This window comes from Sphingomonas sp. CCH9-E2, assembly GCF_001557215.1.
Lineage (GTDB): Bacteria > Pseudomonadota > Alphaproteobacteria > Sphingomonadales > Sphingomonadaceae > Sphingomonas.
In genome coordinates this window covers 1-24,392 of record NZ_LSJM01000459.1, presented here as the reverse complement: position 1 = coordinate 24,392, position 24,392 = coordinate 1, and the positions used below count along the sequence as shown (strand labels likewise).

General features: G+C 67.7%; 29 protein-coding genes and 1 tRNA gene. 18 read left to right on the top strand and 12 right to left on the bottom strand.

Annotated elements, in window-relative coordinates; all coding sequences use genetic code 11:
* From AX681_RS20850 to rimP, 4 genes are all read right to left on the bottom strand, one after another.
* A partial coding sequence (locus AX681_RS20850; RefSeq protein WP_156456153.1) for an IF-2-associated domain-containing protein occupies positions 1-204 on the bottom strand: 204 nt, incomplete at its 3' end.
* A 78-nt stretch (positions 205-282) separates the two neighbouring features.
* Complete coding sequence (locus tag AX681_RS20845) at positions 283-918, bottom strand: DUF448 domain-containing protein (RefSeq protein ID WP_066658411.1); 636 nt, start codon at positions 916-918, stop codon at positions 283-285.
* Positions 919-931: 13 nt separating this feature from the next.
* A complete protein-coding gene (gene nusA, locus AX681_RS20840; protein WP_066658340.1) occupies positions 932-2,560 on the bottom strand; it encodes a transcription termination factor NusA in 1,629 nt (542 codons plus the stop codon).
* Positions 2,560-3,105 carry a ribosome maturation protein RimP gene (gene rimP, locus AX681_RS20835; protein ID WP_066658343.1) on the bottom strand — a complete coding sequence of 182 codons (546 nt, stop codon included), beginning with the start codon at positions 3,103-3,105 and terminating at the stop codon, positions 2,560-2,562. The genes nusA and rimP overlap by 1 nt, the downstream gene beginning before the upstream one ends.
* Positions 3,106-3,328: 223 nt before the next feature.
* On the opposite strand from rimP, the gene AX681_RS20830 reads away from it, so the two are divergent.
* Positions 3,329-4,465, top strand: coding sequence for a PQQ-dependent sugar dehydrogenase (locus AX681_RS20830; RefSeq protein WP_066658346.1), 1,137 nt, complete (start codon positions 3,329-3,331; stop codon positions 4,463-4,465).
* Complete coding sequence (locus tag AX681_RS20825; protein WP_082737888.1) at positions 4,462-5,652, top strand: PQQ-dependent sugar dehydrogenase; 1,191 nt, start codon at positions 4,462-4,464, stop codon at positions 5,650-5,652. Before AX681_RS20830 ends, AX681_RS20825 begins: the two co-directional genes overlap by 4 nt.
* 13 nt (positions 5,653-5,665) lie before the next feature.
* Here the strand turns inward: AX681_RS20825 and AX681_RS20820 are convergent, their stop codons facing one another.
* Entirely contained in the window at positions 5,666-6,052 is a 387-nt protein-coding gene (locus tag AX681_RS20820; RefSeq protein WP_066658349.1) for a PaaI family thioesterase, read from the bottom strand.
* A complete protein-coding gene (locus AX681_RS20815; protein ID WP_066658351.1) occupies positions 6,049-6,486 on the bottom strand; it encodes a PaaI family thioesterase in 438 nt (145 codons plus the stop codon). The genes AX681_RS20820 and AX681_RS20815 overlap by 4 nt, the downstream gene beginning before the upstream one ends.
* A 128-nt stretch (positions 6,487-6,614) precedes the next feature.
* Between AX681_RS20815 and AX681_RS22205 the strand changes: the two genes are divergently transcribed.
* The 13 genes from AX681_RS22205 to AX681_RS20755 all read left to right on the top strand — a co-directional run bounded on the left by AX681_RS22205 (position 6,615) and on the right by AX681_RS20755 (position 17,743).
* On the top strand, positions 6,615-6,761 hold the full coding sequence (locus tag AX681_RS22205) for a hypothetical protein (protein ID WP_156442651.1): 147 nt from the start codon (positions 6,615-6,617) through the stop codon (positions 6,759-6,761).
* Positions 6,758-7,660: a hypothetical protein gene (locus AX681_RS20810; RefSeq protein WP_066658358.1), complete on the top strand. Its 903-nt coding sequence runs from the start codon at positions 6,758-6,760 to the stop codon at positions 7,658-7,660. Before AX681_RS22205 ends, AX681_RS20810 begins: the two co-directional genes overlap by 4 nt.
* Complete coding sequence (locus tag AX681_RS20805; protein WP_066658361.1) at positions 7,657-8,586, top strand: hypothetical protein; 930 nt, start codon at positions 7,657-7,659, stop codon at positions 8,584-8,586. Before AX681_RS20810 ends, AX681_RS20805 begins: the two co-directional genes overlap by 4 nt.
* Positions 8,552-9,148: a response regulator transcription factor gene (locus AX681_RS20800; protein ID WP_156442652.1), complete on the top strand. Its 597-nt coding sequence runs from the start codon at positions 8,552-8,554 to the stop codon at positions 9,146-9,148. The genes AX681_RS20805 and AX681_RS20800 overlap by 35 nt, the downstream gene beginning before the upstream one ends.
* 35 nt (positions 9,149-9,183) lie before the next feature.
* Positions 9,184-9,969 carry a crotonase/enoyl-CoA hydratase family protein gene (locus AX681_RS20795; RefSeq protein WP_066658367.1) on the top strand — a complete coding sequence of 262 codons (786 nt, stop codon included), beginning with the start codon at positions 9,184-9,186 and terminating at the stop codon, positions 9,967-9,969.
* A 67-nt stretch (positions 9,970-10,036) separates the two neighbouring features.
* Positions 10,037-11,233 (top strand): acetyl-CoA C-acyltransferase, encoded by a 1,197-nt coding sequence (locus AX681_RS20790; RefSeq protein ID WP_066658370.1) that lies wholly within the window; start codon positions 10,037-10,039, stop codon positions 11,231-11,233.
* A 40-nt stretch (positions 11,234-11,273) separates the two neighbouring features.
* On the top strand, positions 11,274-12,185 hold the full coding sequence (gene hemC / locus AX681_RS20785) for a hydroxymethylbilane synthase (protein WP_066658372.1): 912 nt from the start codon (positions 11,274-11,276) through the stop codon (positions 12,183-12,185).
* Between the two features lie 56 nt (positions 12,186-12,241).
* Positions 12,242-12,856, top strand: coding sequence for a uroporphyrinogen-III synthase (locus tag AX681_RS20780; protein ID WP_231733684.1), 615 nt, complete (start codon positions 12,242-12,244; stop codon positions 12,854-12,856).
* A gap of 24 nt (positions 12,857-12,880) precedes the next feature.
* Positions 12,881-13,750 carry a hypothetical protein gene (locus AX681_RS20775; RefSeq protein WP_066658378.1) on the top strand — a complete coding sequence of 290 codons (870 nt, stop codon included), beginning with the start codon at positions 12,881-12,883 and terminating at the stop codon, positions 13,748-13,750.
* 1 nt (position 13,751) lies between these two features.
* Positions 13,752-14,936, top strand: coding sequence for an acyl-CoA dehydrogenase (locus tag AX681_RS20770; protein WP_066658380.1), 1,185 nt, complete (start codon positions 13,752-13,754; stop codon positions 14,934-14,936).
* Complete coding sequence (locus tag AX681_RS20765; protein WP_066658381.1) at positions 14,936-15,454, top strand: GNAT family N-acetyltransferase; 519 nt, start codon at positions 14,936-14,938, stop codon at positions 15,452-15,454. Before AX681_RS20770 ends, AX681_RS20765 begins: the two co-directional genes overlap by 1 nt.
* Complete coding sequence (locus AX681_RS20760) at positions 15,451-16,569, top strand: CaiB/BaiF CoA transferase family protein (RefSeq protein ID WP_066658386.1); 1,119 nt, start codon at positions 15,451-15,453, stop codon at positions 16,567-16,569. The genes AX681_RS20765 and AX681_RS20760 overlap by 4 nt, the downstream gene beginning before the upstream one ends.
* 22 nt (positions 16,570-16,591) lie before the next feature.
* A complete protein-coding gene (locus AX681_RS20755; protein ID WP_331710039.1) occupies positions 16,592-17,743 on the top strand; it encodes an FAD-dependent oxidoreductase in 1,152 nt (383 codons plus the stop codon).
* Here the strand turns inward: AX681_RS20755 and AX681_RS20750 are convergent.
* The 4 genes from AX681_RS20750 to AX681_RS20735 all read right to left on the bottom strand — a co-directional run bounded on the left by AX681_RS20750 (position 17,694) and on the right by AX681_RS20735 (position 20,371).
* Positions 17,694-18,779 carry an acyltransferase family protein gene (locus AX681_RS20750; protein ID WP_066658399.1) on the bottom strand — a complete coding sequence of 362 codons (1,086 nt, stop codon included), beginning with the start codon at positions 18,777-18,779 and terminating at the stop codon, positions 17,694-17,696. The genes AX681_RS20755 and AX681_RS20750 overlap by 50 nt on opposite strands.
* A 44-nt stretch (positions 18,780-18,823) precedes the next feature.
* Entirely contained in the window at positions 18,824-19,624 is an 801-nt protein-coding gene (locus tag AX681_RS20745) for a DUF72 domain-containing protein (protein ID WP_066658401.1), read from the bottom strand.
* Between the two features lie 35 nt (positions 19,625-19,659).
* On the bottom strand, positions 19,660-20,115 hold the full coding sequence (locus AX681_RS20740; RefSeq protein WP_231733685.1) for a DUF2147 domain-containing protein: 456 nt from the start codon (positions 20,113-20,115) through the stop codon (positions 19,660-19,662).
* Between the two features lie 181 nt (positions 20,116-20,296).
* Positions 20,297-20,371: transfer RNA gene (locus AX681_RS20735), tRNA-Gly, on the bottom strand.
* A 189-nt stretch (positions 20,372-20,560) separates the two neighbouring features.
* On the opposite strand from AX681_RS20735, the gene AX681_RS20730 reads away from it, so the two are divergent.
* Together AX681_RS20730 and AX681_RS20725 are read left to right on the top strand one after the other, a co-directional pair.
* The gene (locus tag AX681_RS20730) at positions 20,561-21,472 is read left to right on the top strand and encodes a tetratricopeptide repeat protein (RefSeq protein ID WP_066658403.1); all 912 of its coding nucleotides are present in this window, start codon (positions 20,561-20,563) and stop codon (positions 21,470-21,472) included.
* A complete protein-coding gene (locus AX681_RS20725; protein ID WP_066658405.1) occupies positions 21,469-22,089 on the top strand; it encodes an LON peptidase substrate-binding domain-containing protein in 621 nt (206 codons plus the stop codon). Before AX681_RS20730 ends, AX681_RS20725 begins: the two co-directional genes overlap by 4 nt.
* A gap of 59 nt (positions 22,090-22,148) precedes the next feature.
* Here the strand turns inward: AX681_RS20725 and AX681_RS20720 are convergent, their stop codons facing one another.
* Together AX681_RS20720 and AX681_RS20715 are read right to left on the bottom strand one after the other, a co-directional pair.
* Positions 22,149-22,433: a hypothetical protein gene (locus AX681_RS20720; protein WP_066658407.1), complete on the bottom strand. Its 285-nt coding sequence runs from the start codon at positions 22,431-22,433 to the stop codon at positions 22,149-22,151.
* Positions 22,434-22,504: 71 nt separating this feature from the next.
* Positions 22,505-23,722 (bottom strand): FAD-dependent monooxygenase, encoded by a 1,218-nt coding sequence (locus AX681_RS20715; protein ID WP_066658409.1) that lies wholly within the window; start codon positions 23,720-23,722, stop codon positions 22,505-22,507.
* A gap of 85 nt (positions 23,723-23,807) precedes the next feature.
* Between AX681_RS20715 and AX681_RS20710 the strand changes: the two genes are divergently transcribed.
* Positions 23,808-24,392: DNA translocase FtsK 4TM domain-containing protein (locus AX681_RS20710; RefSeq protein ID WP_197421844.1), on the top strand; the 585-nt coding region annotated here is incomplete at its 3' end.

Here is a 24,392-nt window from a genome sequence, read left to right as displayed (position 1 = left end):
GACGGGAGCGGGCGGCGGTGCCGCTTCTTCGGTCGCGGCTCCACCCTGCGGGCCGAGCATGCGGCGGCGCTTCACTTCGACCACGACGGTGTTCGAGCGTCCGTGGCTGAAGCTCTGCTTCACCTTGCCGGTCTCGACCGTGCGCTTCAGCCCCAATGGCTGGCGCATTCCGAGTTTCGGCTTGTCGTTTTCGGTATCGCTCAAGTCTCTAATCCTGTCGTTCTTCGTCGTTCGTCAGATCGCCGCATGGCCCGATGCGCCTTGCGAGCGGGTTTCGCAAGGCTATGGGGCCGGGTCGGGTCCGATAAAATGGAGCAGACGGTCGAGTGCTTCGCGCACCCGCCCCGCCGCTCGCGGGTCGGTAAGGCCTGCATGTACCACATTTTCGCGGCCAAGCGCCAAGGACAATATGGTGCGCGGGAAGGGCAATGTGAAGCCCGTGTCCCCGGAGCCCTCGCGATCGGTCCCGACGCGCAGCGCCTGATCGAGCTTGCGCGACCCATCCGTCCCGGCATCCGCCGCGTGCAGCAGCAGATGCAGCTTGCCCATCCGCCCAGCTTTCTCGATCCGCTCGCCGCCGATCACGACATAACCGGCCTTGGCCTCCAGCCCGAGCCGGTCGAGAAAGGCGCGCTCGAGCTGCGCGACGATGCGTGCGCCCAGGTCGTCGGGGATCGTGAGGTCACTCGTCTTGAACGCACGCGACAGCGCACCGCGCAGCTGCTTGCCGCTCGCCTCCAGCGTGGCGCGATCGACCCCGATCCAGGCCCCGCGCCCCGGCGCCTTGGCGCGGACGTCGGGCAGCACATCGCCATCGGGCGAAACGGCAAGCCGTATCAGCCCGTCGCGAGGCTGACCCTCGCGCGAGAGGATACAGGTGCGGATGGGACCCCCATCCGCACGCTGACCGGCCGTCAGTTCAACCGGGCGCTCATTGTTCGGAGTCCGCAACAGCGTCCTCCTCGCCTGCCGAGGCAGGTTCTTCGTCGGCGAACCAGTGCGCACGGGCCGCCATGATGATCTCGTTGCCCTGCTCGTCGGTCAGGCCATACTCGCCGAGCACGCCGCCCTTGTCCTGCTCGCGCACCGGAGCCGCCGGGCCATCGCCGCGGCGGCGCGGTTCGGCGCGCTTCTTGGCAACCAGTTCGTCGGTGGCCAGATCGGCGAGGTCGTCGAGCGTCTTGATCCCGGCCTTGCCCAACGTGACCAGCATCGCTTCGGTCAGATACGGCATGGTCGCGAGATCGTCCTCGACGCCCAGCGCACGGCGGGCTTCGCGGTTCGCCTCTTCGCGACGCTCCAGCGCCTCGGCAGCGCGGCTCTGCAACTCCTGCGCCAGGTCGTCGTCGAACCCTTCGATGCTCGCCAGTTCGTCGATCTCGACATAGGCGACTTCCTCGAGCTGGCTGAAGCCTTCGGCGACCAGCAGCTGGGCGAGCGTCTCGTCCACGTCCAGCTCGTTCTGGAACATCTCGCTATTGGCGACGAATTCCTGCTGGCGCTTCTCGCTCGAATCGGTCTCGGTCATGATGTCGATCGCCTTGCCGGTCAGCTGGCTGGCGAGGCGGACATTCTGGCCGCGGCGGCCGATGGCGAGGCTGAGCTGATCGTCGGGAACGACCACTTCGATGCGGTCATCCTCTTCGTCGATGACGACGCGCGCGACATTGGCCGGCTGGAGCGCGTTGACGACGAAGGTGGCCGTATCCGGCGACCAGGGGATGATGTCGATCTTCTCGCCCTGCATTTCCTGCACGACCGCCTGAACGCGGCTGCCCTTCATCCCGACGCACGCGCCGACCGGGTCGATGCTCGAATCATGGCTGATCACGCCGATCTTGGCGCGCGAACCCGGGTCGCGGGCGGCGGCCTTGATCTCAATGATCCCGTCATAGATTTCGGGGACTTCCTGCGCGAACAGCTTCTTCATGAAGTCGGGATGCGCGCGGCTCAGGAAAATCTGCGGCCCGCGCGTTTCGCGCACGACCTTCAGGATCAGGCTGCGGACGCGGTCGCCGACGCGGACGACTTCGCGCGGGATCTGTGCGTCGCGGCGGATCACGCCCTCGGCGCGGCCCAGATCGACCACGACATGGCCGAACTCGACGCGCTTGACGACGCCGGTGATGATCTCGCCCTGGCGATCCTTGAATTCTTCATACTGGCGCTCACGCTCGGCGTCGCGGACCTTCTGGAAGATGATCTGCTTCGATGCCTGCGCCTGGATGCGGCCGAATTCGATCGGGGGCAGCGGATCCACGATGAAGTCGCCGACCTTGGCATCCTTCTGGATCTTCTGCGCGCCCTTGAGGTCGACCTGCTTGAAATAATCGTCGACCGCCTCGACCACCTCGACCACGCGCCACAGGCGCAGGTCGCCGGTCATCGGGTCCAGCTTCGCGCGGATGTCGTTCTCGACGCCATAGCGGTTCTTGGCGGCGCGCTCGATCGCCTCTTCCATCGCCTCGATGACGATGGCCTTGTCGATCATCTTCTCGCTTGCCACCGAATTGGCGATGGCGATCAGCTCGGCCTTGTTGGCGGAAATGGCGGTGGCCATCAGTCCTGTTCCTCTGCTTCGAATTCGTCCGCGCCCTCGGTCGAGAGCGGCTTGGTTGCGGCAATCAGCCGGTCGGTGATCAGGAGCTTGGCATCCTCGATCTTGCCGAACGGCACCGAATAGGTGACGCCCTGAGCGTCGGTGATTGCGACCATGTCCCCGGTTATGCCGGCAAGGTCGCCCTTATACTGTTTGCGCCCGTCGATCTTCTCGCTGAGCGTGATACGGGCTTCATGCCCCTTCCAGTCCTCAAAATCCTTGAGCCGGGTCAGCGGGCGGTCGATCCCTGGCGAGCTGACCTCGAGCCGATAGGCTTCGGGGATTGGATCGCGCCCGGCCTCTTCCAGCGCGTCCAGCTGGTCGGAGATGCGACGCGACAGGTCGGCGCAATCGTCGATGTTGAGCTGGCGCGTGTCGGGCCGCTCGGCCATCACCTGCAGCGTGCGGTCGCCCTCGCCGCCGAACAGCTTGACGCGCACCAGGTCGAAGCCGAGCGCACGTGCCTCGGGCTCGATGATTGCGGTCAGGACTGCCAGATCGGCCAACGCTCAAAACTCCAACTGCACCGGATACGCCCCGTCGCCGCCGAACCCCGTTGGGGCCGGCCTCGGCAAGGTTTCCAATGTCGAGAACGGCTTCTCTATAGGCGCATGGCGCGCGAACGGCAAGCTGTTCGAATCTGCCGCGTCGGACCCCTTTTCGCGCGCCGCTTCGCGTGCAACATCCGAGCACCCTGCGCGTTGCGCACATTGCTTCTGGGAGGATTTGATGCGCCTGTTACCGATCGCCGCCGTGCCGTTCGTCCTGATCGCCTGCACCACGGCGCAACCCGGCAACAGCCAGGAAAGCGCCGCCGCATCCGGCGCGCTGCCCTTCACCGTCACATCGGTGGCCGATTTCGACGCTCCCTGGTCGATGACTTTCCTGCCCGACGGGCGGATGCTGGTGACCGAAAAGGTCGGCAAGCTGATCCTGCTCAGCGCCGACGGCAAGACCAAGACCGAAGTGACCGGCGTGCCCGCGGTCGACAGCGCCGGTCAGGGCGCGCTCAAGGAAATTCTGCTCGCCCCCGATTATGCCAAGAGCAAACGCGTCTATTTCAGCTTCTCCGAGGCAGGACAGGGCGGCAAGGGCGTCGTCCTCGCCCGCGCCGTGCTGACCGACGACGCAAGCCCGACCCTGACCAATGTAGAGCGGCTGTTCCAGGCCAGCCCCTATGTCGAGGGCAGCGGCCATTATTCGGGCCGCATCGCCTTCGCCCCCGATGGCAAGCATTTGTTCTTCGCCAATGGCGAGCGCCAGAAATTCGACCCGGCACAGGATCCCAAGTCCACGCTCGGCAAGATGCTGCGCCTCACGCTGGACGGTAAGCCGGCCGGCGATCCCGGCCTGACCACCAAGGGTTTCCACCCGGCCGTCTGGTCGTACGGCCATCGCAACCTGCTCGGCATCGCGTTCGACAAGGCAGGCAATCTGTGGGAGCAGGAAATGGGGCCCAAGGGCGGGGACGAGGTCAATCTGATCCTGCCCGGCCGCAACTATGGCTATCCGATCGTCTCCGACGGCGACCATTATGACGGGCGCGATATCCCCGACCACAAGACGCGCCCGGAGTTCGAAGCCCCCAAGGTGTCGTGGAACCCGGCAATCTCGCCCGGCGGGCTGATGGTCTATTCGGGCAAGCTGTTCCCGCAATGGAAGGGCGATCTGTTCATCGGCGGCCTGTCGAGCCAGGCGCTGGTGCGCGTCGACGTCACGGGCACGAACGCCGCGAAGGGCGACCAGTGGCCGATGGGCGCGCGCATCCGTGAGGTCGAGGAAGGCCCCGATGGCGCGATCTGGGTGCTCGAGGATGGCGGACGCGGCTCGGAAGGGCGGCTGCTCAAGCTGACGCCGGCCAAATGATCGGCGGGCGGCGGTTCGCGCTCGGCGCCGCGCTCCTCGCCCTCGCCGCGTGCGATTCGGGCGGCGGGAGCGGCGGCGGCGTGTCGACACCGGCGCCCAGCCCGACCACGGTCACGCCGTCCCCGTCTCCCAGCGCCAGCCCGACCGCACCGCCGATCACCGGGGTACAGGCGACGGCGGTCGCGACCTTTGCCACGCCCTGGGCGATGGCGTTCCTGCCCGATGGCCGCGCGCTGGTGACCGAAAAGGGCGGCACGCTACGAATCGTGACGCAGGCCGGCGTAAAATCCGCGCCGCTCGCTGGCGTCCCCACCGTTGCGGCGGGCGGGCAGGGCGGCCTGCTCGACGTCGCCCTGCATCCGAGTTTCGCGAGCAACGCGCTCGTCTATCTGAGCTTTTCCGAATCGGGGACCGGTGGATCGGGGCTGGCCGTGGCGCGCGGCACGTTGGTCGAGGATGCCGCCGGGCCGCGCCTGACCGGCGTCAGCACGATCTGGCGTCAGACCCCCAAAGTGTCGGGCAGCGGCCATTTTGGCGGGCGCATGGCCTTTGCCCCCGACGGCACCCTCTATGTCACCGCGGGCGAGCGCCAACGCGGCAGCCCCGCGCAGGACATGACCCAGACGCTGGGCAAGATCATCCGCATCAACGCCGATGGCAGCATCCCGGCCGACAACCCCTTTGTCGGCACAGCGGGCGCGCGGACCGAGATCTGGTCGCTCGGCCACCGCAACCCCTATGGCCTCGCCTTCGATTCCGCCGGTCGCTTGTGGGAGCATGAGATGGGGCCGGAGGGCGGCGACGAGTTCAACCTCGTCACGCGCGGCGGCAATTATGGCTGGCCCAACGTTTCCAACGGTCAGGATTATGGCGGCGGCAATATCCCCGATCACGCCCCGGGCGACGGCTATGTCGCGCCGCTCCTGTCCTGGACCCCGGTGATCGCGCCGGGCGGGATGATCCTCTATTCCGGCAATCTGTTCGCGGCGTGGCGCGGCGACGCGATCATTGCGGGCCTGGTGAGCCAGGGACTGGTCCGCGTCCGCTTCACCCCGACCAGCGCAGTCGAGCAGCAGCGCATCGCGCTCGGCGCGCGCATTCGTGAGGTCGAACAGGGGCCAGACGGCGCGATCTGGGTGCTGGAGGATTCGAGCAGCGGCCGACTGCTACGGCTCGTCCCGAACTAGAGCCTATTCGGGTCTAACCGATCAGGAAGTTCATCCGGGCCGCCGCGACCGGGCGGTCCGGATCGTCCTGCCAGGCAAACGCCTCGACATTGGCGACACGGTTGCCCAGCCGGCTGACCTTGCCCTGCGCGCGCGTCACCTTTTCGCGACCGCCGCGCATGAAATCGACGGTGACGTTGACCGGCTTGATCCGCGCGCCCGCGCGATCCTCTGCCGCCAGCGCGTGGCGCAGCGCCGCGACTGCCGCCATTTCGAGCAAGCCCGACAGCGCACCGCCATGGACGAACCCCGGACGCCCCAGCACGCCGCTGCCGAACGGCATGTCGAGAATCGGCGGCCCCTCCCCGCGCTCGATCGTGATGCCGAGCAATTCGGCATAGGGCGGCAGCGCAAAGCTCATGCCGCGCCCTCCATGAACATGAAGGTGCCCGCGACATGCGCGACCGGATCGTCGGGATCGCCATCATGTGCCACCCCGCGCACGAACCCGACCGAACGGGTCACGCGATAGCATTCGCCGCGCCCGATCACCTCACGTCCCGCCACCGCCGGCCGCAGATAATCGACGCGCAGATCGAGCGTCGCATGCGGCAGGAAGCCGCCGCGCTTCATCCACACTGCCACGCTGGTCGCCATGTCGAGCAAGGTGATGATCGGGCCCGACGCCAGCACCCCGCGCTCGACATCGCCGATCAGCTTCGGATCGAACGGCAAGGCCAGCTCGCACCAGTCGGGGCCGTGCGCGCGATAACGGATACCCAGCGCATCGCCATGTCCGCCGACCCGGGCGGTGAAGAAGCGTTGGGGATCGAACGGGATCGGCGCTGCACTCATGGCGGTCGCGCTAGCGGGCGCGGCCACGGACCGCAAGCGGGTGGCCTTCGCACCATAAAGTCGAATTAACTCAGCCATCCCGACACGCCGGTTTAGCCTGATCCCATCATCACCAGGGGGGACCGACCATGCTGACGCTCGCACTGTCCGACATCGCCACGCTGGGCACCCAGGTCGCGATGTACGGCGCGATCCGCGCTTCGGAAATCGCCGGGGACGAGATTTTCGAGATGATGGTCGCGATCGTCATCATCGTTTACGATACCCCGGCTTGACCCCCATCGGCGCGACGGTGCCGGGAAGTTGCGGGCGCACAACCCGCGCCAACGCCGCCTTTGCCGGCGCCGTGCGCGACCGCGTGGCTGCCCGGTTCGGCGGGCTCCACGATGCGGACGCAGTGTTTGAGCAAGCGCGCGCGCTGCTGTCCGAAAGCGGCTGGGTCGCGGATCTGATCGCCCCGTTGATCGACGCCCTGCGCGCCGATCCATGGTTCGATCCTGCCTTCCGCATGACCCGTGACGCGCTGCGCACCGCAGTGGTGCTCGCCGACCTGCCGAACGTGACACTCACTGCCAGCGTGACCTCAGCGGCGCCACTCGCCCGGATCGATCTTCCGGCAACGGTCGTTCTGTCGGGTCGGCGCGCGGTGACGCAGTACGTTCGGGGCGGGGAGGCTCAGCTACGACGCTGGCAGCTGGCCGAAGCGGGACCACGCCGCTGCGTCGAAATTCCTTCACTTACGCTGCACGACGGTGACTTGATCGAACTGGATAGACGGCGCGAGGGTCGGCTGATCGTCGCTGCGGCGCGCGACGTCGTTGCGATCACGGCAACGGCCAAACCGGGTGCCGATCCGCTGATCCACGAATTCGCGATCGCCGATGGTCTTCCCGTCCGCAGCGCGACCGCCGATGACCGCACCTCGCGCGCCGAGCTGCTGCTCGCCCTGCTGCGGGCGAGCGGGCGGAGCGATGCCGCCGCCAGCTTCGACGCCATGACCCGCGACCCCGCCTTTCACCTGCGCTGGTCGGCGATGCGCGAATGGCTGATGCTCGATGCCCGCACCGCCCGCTCCCGGCTGGCGGAAATGGCGGCAGCAGACCCCGATCCCGGAGTGCGCGCCGCCGCCGCGCAGACTCTGATTCGGCTCGATGACCGACTGGCGTCCGCATGACCCGGCTGATCGATCCCGGCACCGACAGCGCGATCACGCTCGACGAGCTGGTCGAGGCGCTGGAGACCACCCCGTTCGATCCGCATGACGAGGACAGCTTTGCCGCGCTCGGCCCGCTGCTCGCACGGCTCGGGCGCAACCGCGATTTCCTCGCCGACCTCGCCATCGCCGAACTCAAGACCCGCTGCGCCACACAAAGCGCCGACAACAGCTATGGCGCGCAGGTCTTCCTGCTGCGTCCGCCCAATGGCCGCTTCGTGCTACGCGCCAATTTCTGGCCGTCCGCCGATGACAGCATCGTTCAAGCGAGCGGCACCGCGCCGTTCGTCTATGGCATGGCGCACGACCATAATTTCCCGTTCCTGACCTATGGCTATCTCGGCCCGGGCTATTGGAGCGACTATTGGGAACGCGATCCCGAGCAGCCGCTGGAGCCCATGCGCTTCACCGGGCGCCGACGGATCGAGCCGAGGCAGCTGATGCTCTATCGCATGTGCCGCGACGTGCATGCACAGCTGCCGCCCGATGCCTTCTCGGTCACGCTCAACATCCTGGGTAGCCACCCCTCGCATCGCTGGATCGATCAGCACCGCTTCGATCCCGCGACCGGCGCCATCGCCGAAATGCTGACCACCGCCCCCTCGGAAGGGCTGGCGACGATCGCCGCGCATCTGGGCGGCGGCAACGGGCTCGACCTGATCGACCATCTCGCGCGCCGGCACCCGCATCCGCGGATGCGTGCGACCGCGCTCGCCGCCCTCGCATCGGCACGACCGCACTGCCCGGAGGCACTGGCGCTGATCGCCCGCGCTGCGCCCGATCACCCCGCTTTGGACCCATCTGCGGCAGACAGGCTGCCGCAAAATTGCGCAAAACTGCCGGGTGCGGCCGGTGATTCTGTCCGAAATCGAGATACCCCAGCTTGACGCGGCTATTGGGGCCCGCGGCTATGCGCTCGAGATCGGGGCCGCCGCGCGCGATCTACCGCCGCATATCGCCGCAATCCTCTGCCAGTGGCAGATCGGACAGTCGATCGCGGCCGGGTCGGTCCCGCGCATTGCGCTGACCAGCAACCGCGCGACCCTGATCGCCGCGCTCGACGCAGGTGCATCCGACGCAGTCGCGGTGCCGGTCGATCCCGACGAGTTGGCCGCGCGCGTCGATGCGCGGGTACGCCGCCACGCCGCCAGCATGGTCACGGTCGGCCCGCTCACGCTCGACCCCGTGGCACGCAGTGCGACCCGGTCGGGAACTGCGATCGCCCTGGTCGCGCGCGAATTCGCGCTGCTCCGCTACCTCGCCGAACATGCGGGCAGGTTCGTAAGCCGTCGCGAGTTGCTCGAGCAGGTCTGGGGCTTGCGCCTCGATCCCGGCACCAATGTCGTCGCGGTGCATGTCTCGACCCTGCGCGCCAAGCTCGACCGCCCCTTCCCCACCGCGTTGATACAGGGGCGCAAGGGGCTAGGCTATCGCCTCGTCGCGAGTTAACGTAAGCGTAAAGCACGATCGAGCGGAGAGGATTGATGACCCAGCAGCGCGTAACCATCCATATCGCCAATGGCATCGCCGACGTCCGGCTGGCGCGCCCGGACAAGATGAACGCGCTCGACCCGGCCATGTTCGCGGGGATTGCCGACGCGATCGATCAGCTCGCCGCCACGCCGGGCCTGCGCGCGGTGGTGCTGTCGGGCGAGGGCAAGGCGTTCTGCGCCGGGCTCGACATGGCGAGCATGGCGGGCGGCGGCACCGATCTCGATATCCACGCGCGCAGCCATGGCGAGGCCAATCTGTTCCAGCAGGTCGCCTGGGGCTGGCGCACTTTGCCTGTGCCCGTGATTGCCGCCGTCCACGGCATCGCGTTCGGCGGCGGGTTCCAGATCATGTCGGGCGCGGACATCCGCGTCATGGCGCCGGGGACGCGCTGTTCGATCATGGAGATGAAATGGGGCATCGTCCCCGACATGGCCGGGTTTGCGCTGTGGCGGACGACGGTGCGCGACGACGTACTGCGCGAGCTGACCTATACCGCCCGCGAGTTCGAGGCTGAGGAGGCGCTGGCGCTCGGCTTCGTCACGCATCTGTCCGACGCGCCCTATGCCGCCGCGATGGACATCGCCGCGGCCATTGCCGGGCGCAACCCGGACGCAATCCGCGCGGCCAAGCGCCTCGCCAACCTCGCCGCCGATGCCAGCACCGGGCCGATTCTGATCGCCGAAAGCGCCGAACAGGCCAAGCTGCTCCGCTCGCCCAACCAGATGGAGGCGGTGATGGCCAATATGCAGAAGCGCGCACCGACCTTCACCGACTGACTCTTCCAATGCAGCCTCTCGCACGATAAAGGATCGCCATACCCGATATACGAATGAGAGGATGTCCATGCGTGAAGCCGCGATCGTTTCCACCGCCCGGACCGGCATCGGCAAGGCCTATCGCGGCGCGTTCAACGCGACCGAGGCACCGGTCCTCGCCGCGCATGTGATGAGCGCCGCGGTCGAGCGAGCGGGAATCGACCCGGCGCGGATCGACGACATCTTCTGGGGCGTCGGCAATCAATGGGGGACGCAAGGGGGCAATGCCGGACGCATGGCGGTGTTCGCCGCCGGGCTGCCGCAGAGCGTGCCCGCCTTCACGCTCGACCGTAAATGCGGCTCCGGCCTCACCGCACTGGCACTGGCGGCGCGATCGATCATCGCGGGCGATATCGATGTCGCGCTGTCGGGCGGCATGGAATCGATCAGCCTGACGGTGACCAAGGACGCGCCGCGCTTCGCCAACCGGTCGGTGCTGGCCAATGAGCCGCACGCCTATATGGCGATGATCGAAACCGCCGAGATCGTCGCCGAACGCTATGGCATCAGCCGCGAGCGCCAAGACGCCTATGCCGCGCAGAGCCAGCAGCGCGCCGAGGCCGGCCTCGCCAAGGGCGCGTTTGTCGAGGAGATCGTGCCGATCACGGTCGAAAAGGCGCTGTTCGACAAGGAGGGCAATCGTACCGGCAGCGAGACCGTCACCGTGACGCAGGACGAGGGCATCCGCCCCGGCACCACCGTCGAGGCGCTCGCCGGCCTCAAGACGGTGTGGAAGGGCGGGCAGGTCATTGAGGAAGGCCGCAACATCACCGCCGGCAATGCCAGCCAGCTGTCCGATGGCGCCGCCGCGCAGATCGTGATGGACCGCGCCACCGCGCAGGCGGAGGGCAAGGAAATCCTCGGCATCTATCGCGGCTTTCAGGCGGCGGGCTGCGGCCCCGACGAGATGGGCATCGGCCCGATCTTCGCGATCCCCAAATTGCTCGACCGCGCCGGGCTGTCGGTCGCCGATATCGGGCTGTGGGAGCTCAACGAGGCATTCGCCAGCCAGTGCCTCTATTGCCGCGACCATCTCGGCATCGATCCCGACAAGTACAACGTCAATGGCGGCGCGATCGCGATCGGTCACCCGTTCGGCATGACCGGCGCGCGGCTGATCGGCCATGCCTTGATCGAGGGGCGCAAGCGCGGGGTGCGCTGGGTCGTCGTGTCGATGTGCACCGCCGGCGGCATGGGCGCGGCGGGGCTGTTCGAGATTCCCTGACCCCTTCGACATCGCCGAAACGCTTCGCTAGACGGCCATCATGCTTCTCCGTCTCGGTACCCGCGGTTCGCCGCTCGCGCTTGTTCAGGCCAATATGGTGCGCGATGCGCTGCTCGCTGCGCATGGCTGGGGTCCGGAGACGGTCGAGGTCGTGCCGATCCGCACCACCGGCGACCGCGTGCAGGATCGTCCGCTCGCGGAGATCGGCGGCAAGGCCTTGTGGACTAAAGAACTCGACCGCGCGCTCCTCGACGGCGCGATCGACCTTGCCGTGCATTCGATGAAGGATGTCGAGACGATCCGCCCGGACACGATCGCAGTCGCCGCGATGCTGCCGCGCGCCGATGTGCGCGACCGGCTGATCGGCGCCGAGTCGCTCGACGCGCTGCCGCAGGGCGCGCGGATCGGAACCAGCTCGCCGCGCCGCGCCGCGCAGCTGCGCCGCCTGCGCCCCGACCTCGTCATCGTGCCCCTGCGCGGCAATGTCGACACGCGCCGGGCCAAGGTGGCGGCGGGAGAGGCTGACGCCACCCTGCTCGCCGCCGCCGGGCTCGACCGGCTGGGCTATGGCGATGTCGGCGTGGCGATCGCCACCGATCAGCTGCTGCCCGCCCCGTCGCAGGGCGCGGTCGGGATCGAGGTGCGCGCTGACGATGCCGCCACCCGCATTCATGTCGCGGCGATCGGCCACGCCGTCACCGAGCGCTGCGTCTGGGCCGAGCGCGCGCTGCTCGCGGCGATCAGCGGCGATTGCCACTCGCCGATCGCGGCGCTGGCGACGGTCGAGGCCGACGGGCTGCGTCTGCGCGCTGAAATCCTGCGCGAGGACGGGTCGGAACATGCCCGCATCGACCGCCGCGGCCTGTCCGGGACGCCTGACGAGGCGGTGGACCATGCCCAGGCGCTGTTGGCCGGTGCCTCGCCACAGCTGCGCCGCCTGTTCGGACATTGAACCGACCGATTGCCATTCTGCGCCCGGGGCCGGGCTGCGCGACGACTGCAGAGCGGGTGCGCGCTGCGGGACTCGACCCATCGCCGCTGCCGCTCTTCGCCGTCGGCCCGCTCGACTGGACCCCGCCCGACCCGGCCGGATTCGACGCACTGCTGCTCACCAGCGCCAATGCCGCGCGGCATGCCGGGCCGGGTCTGGCCGCGCTTGCGCGCCTGCCGGTGCTGGCGGTCGGGCCAGAGACCGCACGCGCCGCCGAACGCGCTGGCCTGCGTGTCATCGAAAGCGGCCATCACGGCGTCGATGCCCTGCTTGCGCTCCAGCCCTGGTCCCAGCGGCTGCTATGGCTGGCCGGGCGCGACCGGATTCCGATCGAGCATCCGGCGATCCGCATGGTCATTCCGGTCTATGCCAGTGAAGCCGTCGCGCTCACGCGCGAGCAGGCGCTGCGCCTCGCCGGCGCGGTCGCGCTGGTCCATTCCGCCCGCGCCACACGCCAGTTGGGCGCGCAGCTCGACGCGCACGGCATTCCCCGCGCGTCGGTCCGTATCGCGGCGATCAGCGCGCGCGCCGCCGATGCCGATGGGCGCGGATGGGACCGCGTGGCCATCGCCGCGCGGCCGGACGACGCCGCACTCATCGCGGTCGCACAGCGGCTGGCGATTGACCCTTGAGCGCATCGGGAGAATAAGCAGGCCATGACCCCCGACGCTCCGGTTCCCACCGCCCCCGCGCGCGGCAATCCCATGACGATGATTCTGGTGGCGGTGCTGATCGCCTTCATCGCCGGCCTGGCGGTGATGGCGGTCGTGTTTCGCACGAGCGGTTGGTGGGGCCAGCCCGCCGCCGCACCCGCCACGGTTGTCCAGCCGCCAATCTCCACCGCCCCCGTCACCGCGCCGGGCATGGACGTCGCGACTCTGGCTGCGCGCGAACAGGCGCTCGCCGCCCGGCTCGAATCGCTCGACGCGCGGCTCAAGGCGACCGATGCCGACGCCCGGGTCGCGGCCAGCTATGCCGGTCGCGCCGAAGCGATGATGCTCGTGTTCGGGGCCCGTCGCGCGCTCGAGCGCGGGGAGGAGCTCGGCATCATCGCCAATGAGCTGCGCCGCCGCCTCGGCACCGCTGCGCCCGACGCGGTCGCGACCGTGCTGTCCGCGTCGACCGAGCCGGTCACGCTGGAGGATCTGCGCGTCGCCTTCGACCAGATCGCCCCGCGCCTGTCGACGTCGCAGCCCGACGATGGCTGGTTGAGCGCGATCCAGCGCGAACTCTCCACGCTGGTCATCATCCGCAAACAGGACGCCCCCAGCCCGCACCCGCGCGAGCGCCTCGCCCGCGCGCGTCGCCTGCTGGGACAGGGGCATGTCGAGGCCGCGCTCGCCGAAGTGTCGCGACTACCCGGCGCGCAGGGTGCCGAGAGCTGGATGGCGGCGGCAGGGCGCTATATCGCGACGCGGCGCGCGCTCGACACGCTCGAGGATGCCGCGATCGAGGGCAAGGCTCAGCCGGTGGCAGGCGCGAACGCGCCCGCTGCGCCCACACCAAAAACCGTTCAGGGAGAGTAAGATGGCCGAGATGGGCCGATTTGACTGGCAGGACCCGTTCGCGCTCGACGCACAGCTGACCGATGAGGAACGCATGGTTCGCGATGCCGCGCGTGCCTATGCGCAGGAACAGCTGCTGCCGCGCGTCACCCGCGCCTTCCTGGACGAGTCCTTCGACCGCGACATCATGCGCGAAATGGGCCAGCTCGGGCTGCTCGGCCCGACCATTCCGGAAACCTATGGCGGCGCAGGGCTGGGCTATGTCGCTTATGGCTTGGTCGCGCGCGAGGTCGAGGCGGTCGATTCGGGCTATCGCAGCGCGATGAGCGTGCAGTCGAGCCTCGTGATGCACCCGATCAACGCCTATGGCACCGAAGAACAGAAGCGCAAATATCTGCCCAAGCTGGCCAGCGGCGAATGGGTCGGCTGTTTCGGCCTGACCGAACCCGATGCCGGCAGCGATCCCGCCGGCATGCGCACCCGCGCCGAAAAGATCGACGGCGGCTATCGCCTGACTGGTGCGAAGATGTGGATCACCAATTCACCGATCGCCGACGTCTTCGTCGTCTGGGCGAAGAGCGACGCGCATGGCGGCGGGATCAAGGGCTTCGTCCTCGAAAAGGGGATGAAGGGGCTTTCGGCACCGAAGATCGAGGGCAAGCTGAGCTTGCGCGCATCGATCACGGGCGAAATCGTGATGGACGGGGTGGAAGTCGGCGAAGACGCGCTGCTCCCCGAAGTTCAGGGGCTGAAAGGCCCGTTCGGCTGCCTCAACCGCGCGCGCTATGGCATCGCCTGGGGTACGATGGGCGCGGCCGAAGCATGCATGCAGGCCGCGCGCCAGTACACTCTCGACCGCCAGCAATTCGGCCGCCCGCTCGCCGCGACCCAGCTGGTGCAGCTCAAGCTCGCGAACATGGAGACCGAGATCGCGCTCGGACTACAGGCTGCTCTGCGCGCAGGCCGGATGTTCGACGAAGGCACGCTGTCGCCCGAAGCGATCAGCATCATCAAGCGCAACAATTGCGGCAAGGCGCTCGATATCGCCCGCGTCGCGCGCGACATGCATGGCGGCAACGGCATTTCGGCCGAATTCCATGTGATGCGGCATGCGATCAACCTCGAAACGGTCAACACTTACGAGGGAACGCACGACGTCCACGGCCTGATCCTGGGCCGCGCGATCACCGGGATCGCTGCGTTCTGATGGAGCCGGATCGGCAGCCGATTCTTGAGGGCGAGCTGGTCACCATTCGGCCGCTCGTCGCCGAGGATTGGGACGCCCTCTTCGCCGTCGCGTCGGACCCGCTGATCTGGGAACTCCACCCGGCACACGATCGCTGGCAGGAGCCGGTGTTCCGCAAGTTCTTCGACGATGCACTCGCGTGCGGCGGTGGGCTGGCGATCCTCGACGCGGCGACCGGCGCGATCATCGGGTCGAGCCGCTATGATTACTGGGTGCCCGAGGAAGACGAGATCGAGATCGGCTGGACGTTCATCGCCCGCGCCTATTGGGGCGGGCGCTACAACCGCGAGATCAAGCGGCTGATGCTCGATCACATCCACCGCTTCGTGGCCCGCGTGGTGTTCCTCGTCGGGCAGGACAATCTGCGCTCGCGCGGCGCGATGGAAAAGATCGGCGGGCAACTGATTCCCGGCCGCACCCATCGCGGCGGCGGGCAGTCCTTCCCCGACCATGTGGTCTACGAGATTTGCCGCGCATGAAGCCGCTTGCCGGGGTCAAGGTGGTCGAGCTCGCCCGCATCCTCGCCGGGCCATGGTGCGGGCAGTTGCTCGCCGACCTCGGTGCGGAGGTGGTCAAGGTCGAGCGCCCCGGTGCGGGCGACGACACGCGCCATTGGGGGCCGCCCTTCCTCCACGACGGCGAAGGCGTGAGCCGCGACGCCGCCTATTATCACTCGGCCAATCGCGGCAAGACCGCGCGCTTCATCGACATCGCAACCCCGGAGGGTCAGGCTGAAGTCCGCGCGCTGGTCGCCGATGCCGATGTCGTGATCGAAAACTACAAGGTCGGCGGCCTCGTCAAATATGGCCTCGATCATGCCAGCCTCAGCGCGATCAACCCGCGCCTGATCACCTGTTCGATCACCGGCTTCGGCCAAACCGGCCCCTACGCCCACCGCGCCGGCTATGATTTCATCATTCAGGGCATGGGCGGGATCATGTCACTGACCGGTGAGCCCGATGGCGCGCCGCAAAAGGCGGGCATCGCCTATGCCGACATCTTCACCGGGGTCTATTCCGCCGTCGCGATCCTCGCCGCGCTGCGCCAGCGTGACGCGACGGGGAAGGGCGCGCAGATCGATATGGCGCTGCTAGACACCCAGGTCGCGGTGCTTGCCAATCAGGCGCTGAACTGGATGGCCAACCCGGCAAAGGTGCCGCACCGCATGGGCAATGGCCACGCCAACCTCGCCCCCTATCAGTCGTTCACCGCCAGCGACGGCGACCTGATCATCGCGGTCGGCAATGATTCGCAGTTCCGCAAGCTGTGCAGCGTGCTCGGCCTCGCCCTCGCGGACGATCCCGATTTCGCGACCAACCCCGCGCGCGTACGCAACCGCGCCCGCCTGATCGCGCCGATTCAGGCGGCCGTGGCAGGCTGGACCAAACAGGCGCTGTCCGATGCGCTCGAAGGACAGGGCGTCCCCGCCGGCCCGATCAACACGGTGGACGAGGTCTTCGCCGACCCGCAGGTCGTCGCACGCGGCATGGCGATCATCGCGGAGGGCCTTCCGGGTGTCGCCAGCCCGATCGTGATCGACGGGCAGCGCATGGTGTCCGACCGCGCAAGCCCCGCACGGCCCACGGAGGAATAAGCTGCCTCCGCTGGACATCGCGGTGGCGGGATGCGGCACCGCCGGGCTGACCGCCGCCTTGCTGCTCCACCGCGACGGTCACCGCGTGACCCTGTTCGAGCGGTTCGACACGCCCCGCCCGCTCGGTTCGGGCCTGCTGATCCAGCCGACCGGGCAGGCGGTATTGCGCGCGCTGGGGCTGGAAGCTGAGCTTATCGCGCGCGGCGCGCCGGTCGCGCGGCTGATCGGCCATGCCGAAAAACGCTGCGTGCTCGACGTGCGCTACGCCGCATTGAAGCGCGGCGGCTTCGGCATCGGCGTTCACCGCGCGATGCTGTTCGCGATCCTCCACGATGCCGTGCTGGCCGAAGGGATCGAAATCGCAGCAGGTCGTGCGATCACGGCATGCGCGGACGGCCGGTTGCACTTCGCGGACAGCACGCAGACGGGCCGCTTCGACCTGATCGTCGATGCGATGGGCAGCCGCTCGCCGCTCGTCCCCGCGACGCGACCGCTAAGGTTCGGCGCGCTCTGGGCCGATCTCGACTGGGCGGGCGACTTCATCCCCGATGCGCTCCAGCAACGCTATCGCCGTGCCAGCATCATGGCCGGCGTGCTCCCGATCGGAACGCCGCGCCACGCAACGGGTCCGCGCGCAGCCTTGTTCTGGTCGCTGCGCGGCGATCGGCTCGCTGATTGGCACGCAGCGGGTCTGGCCGCGTGGAAGCAGGACCTGTCGACGCTATGGCCCGCAACTGCACCGTTGCTCGACCAGATCGCCGACCCCGACCAGCTGACCTTCGCCAGCTACACGCATCGCACCCTGCGCCATCCGGTCGAGCCGGGCCTGATCCATATCGGCGACGCGTGGCATTCGACCAGCCCGCAATTGGGCCAGGGGGCGAACATGGCCTTGCTCGATGCCTATGCGCTGGCGCTGGGCCTGCGCCGCGCGCGCACGCTGCCCGACGCGCTTGCCGAAACCATCCGGGTGCGGCGCGACCAGATTCAGCTCTATCAGCTCCTCAGCCGGCTGCTGACCCCGGTCTATCAGTCCGATGGCGCGGCCATTCCCTGGCTGCGCGACCGGGTGATGGGGCCAGTGTCGAAACTGTGGCCGTTTACTGCGGCGCAAGCGGCTTTGGTCAGCGGGACGGTGGGTCAGCCGCTCGCCCGACTGGGACTCGACGTCTGAGCCAGTCACGCAGCGCGGCGGTCCGCCCCTCGGTCTGCGCTGCAAAGAGCCACGCGATCGCCAGCGCCGCCGTCAGCAGCGCGACGACCAGCACGGCAGTCCGCGCATCGGGTGCCAGCCGGGTCGGCCCGACAGTCCACCCCGCCGCCAGCGCGATCAGCGGGAAATGGATCGCGTAGAGCGAGAAACTCGCCCGCGCTCCGTAGACGGCCAAGGGGCGCAACATGGCGACCCTCGGCGGATTGCTGCGCAAGAGGGTGAACAGGAACAGCGCGAAACTCGTGGCCTCCAGCGGATCTTCGACTCCGAACTCCCCGGTCCGCCCCCACAGCAAGGCGGAAAGGCACAGCAATCCCGCCGAAACCGGCGTCCAGCGCGGCAGGCGCAGATCGGGCCAGCGCCGCTCCGCCCCGTGCAACGCCGCACCGCACAGCCAGCTCAAGAATCCGAACGCGATCTCGGGATTGGCAAAGGCAATGCCGAGGGTCGCCAGCGCGATGCCCGGCCGCCGGTAGCGCAGCGCCAGCCACAGTGCCGGAAACCAAAGATAGTACCAGAATTCGAACGCCAGGCTCCACAACGGCCCATTGCTGCCAAAAGGCGGCACGATCAGATGCTGCAGGAACAGCAGATTGCCGATCAGTGCGCGCAGCGTCAGCGACTGGTTGAGATCCTGGGTAAACACCCACGCACCGGTCGATCCGTCATAGGTCGGCAGCTGCAGCACGCGAAAGCCCAGCCAGTCGAGCGCGCCGCCCAGCACCAGCGCGGGCACCAGCACGATCCCGAGCCGCGCAATCCGGTCGATCAGATAATCGCCCCACTGCCAGCCGCGCTCGGCCCGCGCCGTCACGCTGCGCGCGATCCAGTAGCCGCTCAGTACGAAGAACAGGATCACCGCGGAATGCGCGAAGCCTGCGAGGAAATAGCCCGCATCGACCATCAGCGAATCGGTCGCCCGATAATCCTCGACCAACAGCCCCCAGAGATGCCCGAACGCCACCGTCAGCGCGAGCGCGGCGCGCATCGCGTCCATGTGAAACCATGCGGTCGGCGGCGCAGCGCCCGTCGCGGGGGAACTCAGCCGCGCACCCGTGTCGCCAACGCCTGCGCACCGGCGGGCGCGCGCACCTTTCCGCCATGGATGAAGAAAACGAAGGTTTCGCGCGGCACCACGGGCGGCACGCACTCCTCGACATAGGGCAGGCCATCCGGCCGCCCGCCCCCAGCCCAGCAGCGCGCGACATCGGCCCAGCGGTCCAGCTCCGCCTCAGGATAACAGAGCGGGTTGTCGTCTGCGCCCGATTCGAGCCGCGCATAGACGAAGTCGCCGGTCATATCGGCGATCGCCGGATATTCGGGCGAGTGGGCATAGACGATCGCCACGCCCGCATCGCGGCACAGCGCCACGAACTCGGGCACCGCGAAACTCTCGTGCCGCACCTGCACCGCGTGGCGCAGCCTGACCCCGTCATGGCTGGCCGGGAGCAGCTTCAGAAACGCACCGAAATCGTTCGCATCGAACTTCTTGGTCGCCATGAACTGCCACAGGATCGGGCCGAGTTTGTCGCCCAGCTCGGTGATGCCCTGCCCCACGAACTTGGCGATCGACTCACCCGCGTCCGCAAGGACCTTTCTATTGGTGCAATAGCGCGACGCCTTGACCGCGAACACGAACCGCTCGGGCACGCTCGCTGCCCATCCGGCAAAGGTCGCGGGCTTGAACCCCGAATAATAGGTGCCGTTGATCTCGATCGCGCCGAGCTGGCGGCTGGCGAACTCCAGCTCCTTCTTCTGCGCCAGGCCCTCGGGGTAAAAGGTCCCGCGCCACGGTTCGAAGGTCCAGCCACCGATGCCGGTGCGAATGGGTGCGTGTGCCATGGCGCGTGCTTAGCGCGCCGCCGCACCCACGTGCATCACGAAATACGCGTCCAGGTCTGCGATTTGCAGATAAAGCCGAGCACACAGCCCTTGCCGATCATCGCATTGCCCTCGATCCGCATCTGGCCGCTGAAGGTGCGATTCATGTCGGGCACGAACACGCGGCCCTTATACTGGCCGGGTGCCACCTGCCGGAATTCGCGGAACAGATTGGCCCCGACCAGCTTTTCGGTCCCGCCCTTGCGCGCGTCCGCCTTGGCCTTGTCACTCGCCCAGATCACGGTCCCGCACACGCGCTCGCCGCCACAGGGCGTGATGCGGATATGCACGCTGTTGCTCGGGTTGCGCCATTCGCTCGACACCAGCTGCGCCATGCCATTTCCTGCGGCACTTGCACCGCCCATCGGCGTAGCCAGTATCGACAGCCCGGCCAGCGCCATCATCCATGCCCGCGGACGCGCCGTGCGCCGCACCGGTCCTTCGATCGTCATGGTCTAAACTCCAATCATCCATACAGAGCCACGGGTTACGCGGCTGAAATCCTGTTTGAACAGATAATTAGGTACGCGACCCGGCACGAAAAGGGCAGGAAGGGGGCAATGTGCGGAACTCAGCGTTCGCGACAGTGCGCCATAGGTGACGGCAAGAATGGGATCACCACGGCATGGCGACTGGAGCGGGCGAAGGGATTCGAACCCTCGACCCCAACCTTGGCAAGGTTGTGCTCTACCCCTGAGCTACGCCCGCTCTCTGGCGCCATATGTGCCCGCTCGGTATGCCGAGGGGGCGGGGCAAGGTGGCGGCCTCTAGCAGCGGGTTTCGGGGTCTGCAAGGGGGAAGTTGCGGGATTCGCGATTCCCGCTCAGGGGGTTGGCCCTGAGCCCACGAACGCCCAAATAGGGCGCAACGATTTGCTCGAACGACAAGGGATTCGCCGTGGCCACGCTAGGACTTTCCGCCGCCGACAAGGACGCCGTGGAGGCATTTCGTCGCGACATCGCCGAACCGTCGATGACGAAGCTCGTCATCCTCGATTTCTGGGCGGAATGGTGCGGGCCGTGCAAGGCGCTCGCCCCGGTGCTGGAAAAGGTCGCGGCGGACTATGCCGACAAGGGCGTGATGCTCGCCAAGATCGACGTCGACGCGAATCAGTTCATCGCCGCGCAGTTCCAGGTGCGATCGATCCCGACCGTCTATGCGATGTTCCAGGGCCAGCTGGTCGCCGACCTGACCAATGCCCGAACCGAGGGGCAGCTCAAGGCGATGCTCGACCAGATCCTGCGCCAGATCCCGGTCGAAAGCGACGCCGCGGCACAGGCTGCCGAGCTCGAACCGCTGCTGGCGATGGGCGAAGAGGTGCTGGCGGGCGGCGAAACCGAGCGTGCACTGTCGATCTTCGAACAGATTGCCGAAATCGCACCTGAAAATCCGCAAGCCGCCGCCGGCCGCGCGCGCGCGCTGACCGCGCTGGCGCGACTCGATGAGGCCGCCGCCGTGCTCGTCGCCTTGCCCGAGGACGCCGCCAAGGCGCCCGAGGTCGAACGCGCCCGCGCCGCGCTCAGCCTGGCGCAGGAGGCCCCCGCTGCGGCTGGTGACGACGAAATCGGCGAACTGCGCGCCAAGGCCGCGACCGGCGATATGGAGGCGCGCTACGAACTGGCCGGCGCGCTGATGGGCAGCGACCGTCAGGGCGCCGCCGACACGCTGCTGGCGATGATCGCCGAGGACAAGGAGTGGAATGACGGCGCCGCCCGCGCGCGCCTGCTCAAGCTGTTCGAAGCGGTCGGGCTCGAAGACCCGTGGGTGTCGGCGCACCGCCGCAAGCTGTCCGCGATCCTGTTCGGATGACCGCATTGGCGACCGGCACGCGCCTCTCAATCTTCCCGCTCCCCGGGGCGCTGCTGTTCCCCGGCATGCATCTGCCGCTGCATATTTTCGAGCCGCGTTACCGGGCGATGGTCAATGACAGCCTCGCCCGCGACCGCCGCATCGCGATGATTCAGCCCAAGGGCGGTGGCGACAAGCCGCCTTTGTTCGAGATCGGCTGTGTCGGCCGCATCGCCGATGTCGAGGCGATGGAGGATGGCCGCTTCAACGTGGTGCTGGAGGGGCTGTCACGCTTCCGCATCCTGCGCGAGCTGGAAGTGACCACCCTGTTCCGTCAGGTCGAGGCCGAGCTGATCGCCGATCCAGTCGACGAAACCCTTTCAATGGGTGCCCGCGCCGCCCTCGAACTCGAATCGCGCCGTTTCGCCGAGGTGCAGGGCTATGCCGTCGATTGGGAAGCGGTCGCGCGGCTCGACGACCAGAACCTCGTCAACGGCATCGCCCAGATCGCCCCCTTCGACCCCGCCGCGAAACAGGCGCTGCTGGAAGCCGACACGATTCGGGACCGCGCCGAGCTGATCATCCAGCTGATGCAGTTTTTCGGCCGGCACGAGGGGGAAGAGGGGACGTTGCAGTAAGGTCACCCCTCTCGTCGTCCCGGGCTTGACCCGGGACAGGGCTTTTCTGTGCGGTCGCTTTACAAGTCAGCGATGGCATCGTCGAAGCGAGCAGAAAGCGCTAGGAACGCGTCTCCCCACCCGCTGTCTATACTCACCTCCTGAAGCGAACCCGTCGGGGCAAATAGCATTTGAATCGGGAGCAGCTTTATAGTTTCGGCAGCTTCAATCCGACGGACAATGTCGCTGATCTCTGCAACGGCTTCGGAGCCCGTCTTCCACCGAGACCATGAAAAGTCGTTCCCCGGTCGTTGCAAAAGGCTGATGGTTTCAGTCAGCACATCGATAAGTGCTTCCTGCGACATGGGAGCGTCCTTTCAGGGATAGCTTCAAGAAGCCCGGCCCCGGCTCAAGGCCGGGGCGACGGTGGTGATGGTCAGGCCATCTCCCCATGCAGCAATCGCGGCACCTTGCCCGATTCGCCGCGCGCTTCGGCCATGAACCAGTTTTTCAGCGTCGGCACCTTGTCCACCGCCGACAACCCAAGCCGCCGCGCCGCGTTCGCCGCGCCGCCCGGAAGGCCGAACAGATGCGTCAGCGCATCGGTCGCAATGCTGACCATCATCGTGTCGAGGCTGCGCCAGCGTTCGTAGCGAGACAGCAGGGCGGGATCGCCCATGTCCAGGCCCAGCCGTTTCCCCTCGACCAGCACCTCGACCAACGCGGCAACGTCGCGAAAGCCGACATTGACCCCCTGCCCCGCAATCGGGTGGATGCCATGCGCGGCGTCGCCGACCAGCGCCAGCCGCTCCGCGGTGATCTTCGCGGCATGGTGAAAGCCGAGCGGATAGCTGAAGCGCGGCCCCAGCGGCCCGAGCTGGCCGAGGAACCCGCCCATCTTCTTGCTCGCCTCAGCGAGGAAGCCGCGTTCGGACAGCTTCATCATCCCCGCTTCCTCGCTGCGTTTCACCGACCAGACGATCGCCGAGCGGTGGCCGTTTTCATCATCGCGCAACGGCAGAATCGCGAACGGCCCCTGCGGATAGAAAATCTCGAACGCAGTATTCTCGTGTGAATGCTCATGATGCAGCGAGGTCACGATCGCAGCATGGTCATAGGTCCAGCGCGCCACCCGCAGCAGCGCCGCGTCGCGCGTCGGCGATGCGCGCCCCTCCGCCCCGATCAGCAATTGCGCGCGCACCGTCTCACCCGAATCGAGCGTCGCGGTGACGCCATGCGCGTCGCGCTCGACCGACAGCGCGCGCGTCTTCATCCGCACATCGGCCAGCGGCGCGCGCTCCGCCGCCGCCATCAGCGCACGGCGCAGGTCGCGATTCTCGAACATCGTGCCGAGCGCGCCCTCGCCCTCCTGCGGGTCGAAATCGAGCTTGCCGGGCTTCAGCCCATCCGACACGCGAATGCTCTCGATCGGGCACCCCTTGCCGGCCAGATCCTCGGCCAGGCCGATCGCCTCCAGCATCCGCAACGGCGCCGCGGCGATGGCGGACGCACGTCCGTCATGGCTGGCGGCGAGGATCGCGTCCGGGTCTGCCGGGTCGATCACGATGCTGGAGATGCCATGCGCGTCGAGCGCCACGGCAAGCGCGCTCCCGACCAGTCCGCCGCCGAGGATAAGAAGGTCTGCCTGGGTCATATCCCGCAGTTAGGCGCTCGCTCGCCTTGACGCCAGAGTCCACAAGGGGGATGATTGGAACGATTATCGAACACGGGTGGGAATGATGGCGAGCCGGGCGCAGCCGATGCTGTGGCGTGACACGATGCGGGCAGGGGCACGACGGAGCGGGGCGCTGATCGGCGCCATCGCGCTGTTCGCGCTGACGCTCGCCGGCGTGCTCGCGATCGGCACCTATAATGGCGAGGATCCCTCGCTCAACACCGCCGCGGGCGGCCCCGCGCGCAACCTGCTGGGTGAGCCGGGCGCGTGGCTTGCCGACCTGCTGCTCGCCATCGGTGGCCTGCCGATCGTGCTGCTCGCACCCGTAGGGATCATCATCGGCCTGCGGCTGTGGCGCGGCGAGGGCGCGGGGAACTGGCGGCGGATGCTGCTCGGCGCGCTCGGCGGCATTGCCCTGATGGGCGCGGCGCTCGCCTCGATCTCCAGCGTGGCGGTGATGGAGCTGCCCGGCGGTTGGGGCGGGGTGTTCGGCCTCGGCGTTGTCAGCGCGGTGCGCGGGCTGCTCGGCCTGAGCGGTGATGCGACGGTCACGCTATGGGGCACCCGCGCGGTCGGGCTGATCCTCGGCATCGGCGGCGTGATCCTGTGGGCGCGCAGCGTGCAGTTCGATTTCCGCCAGCATATCCGC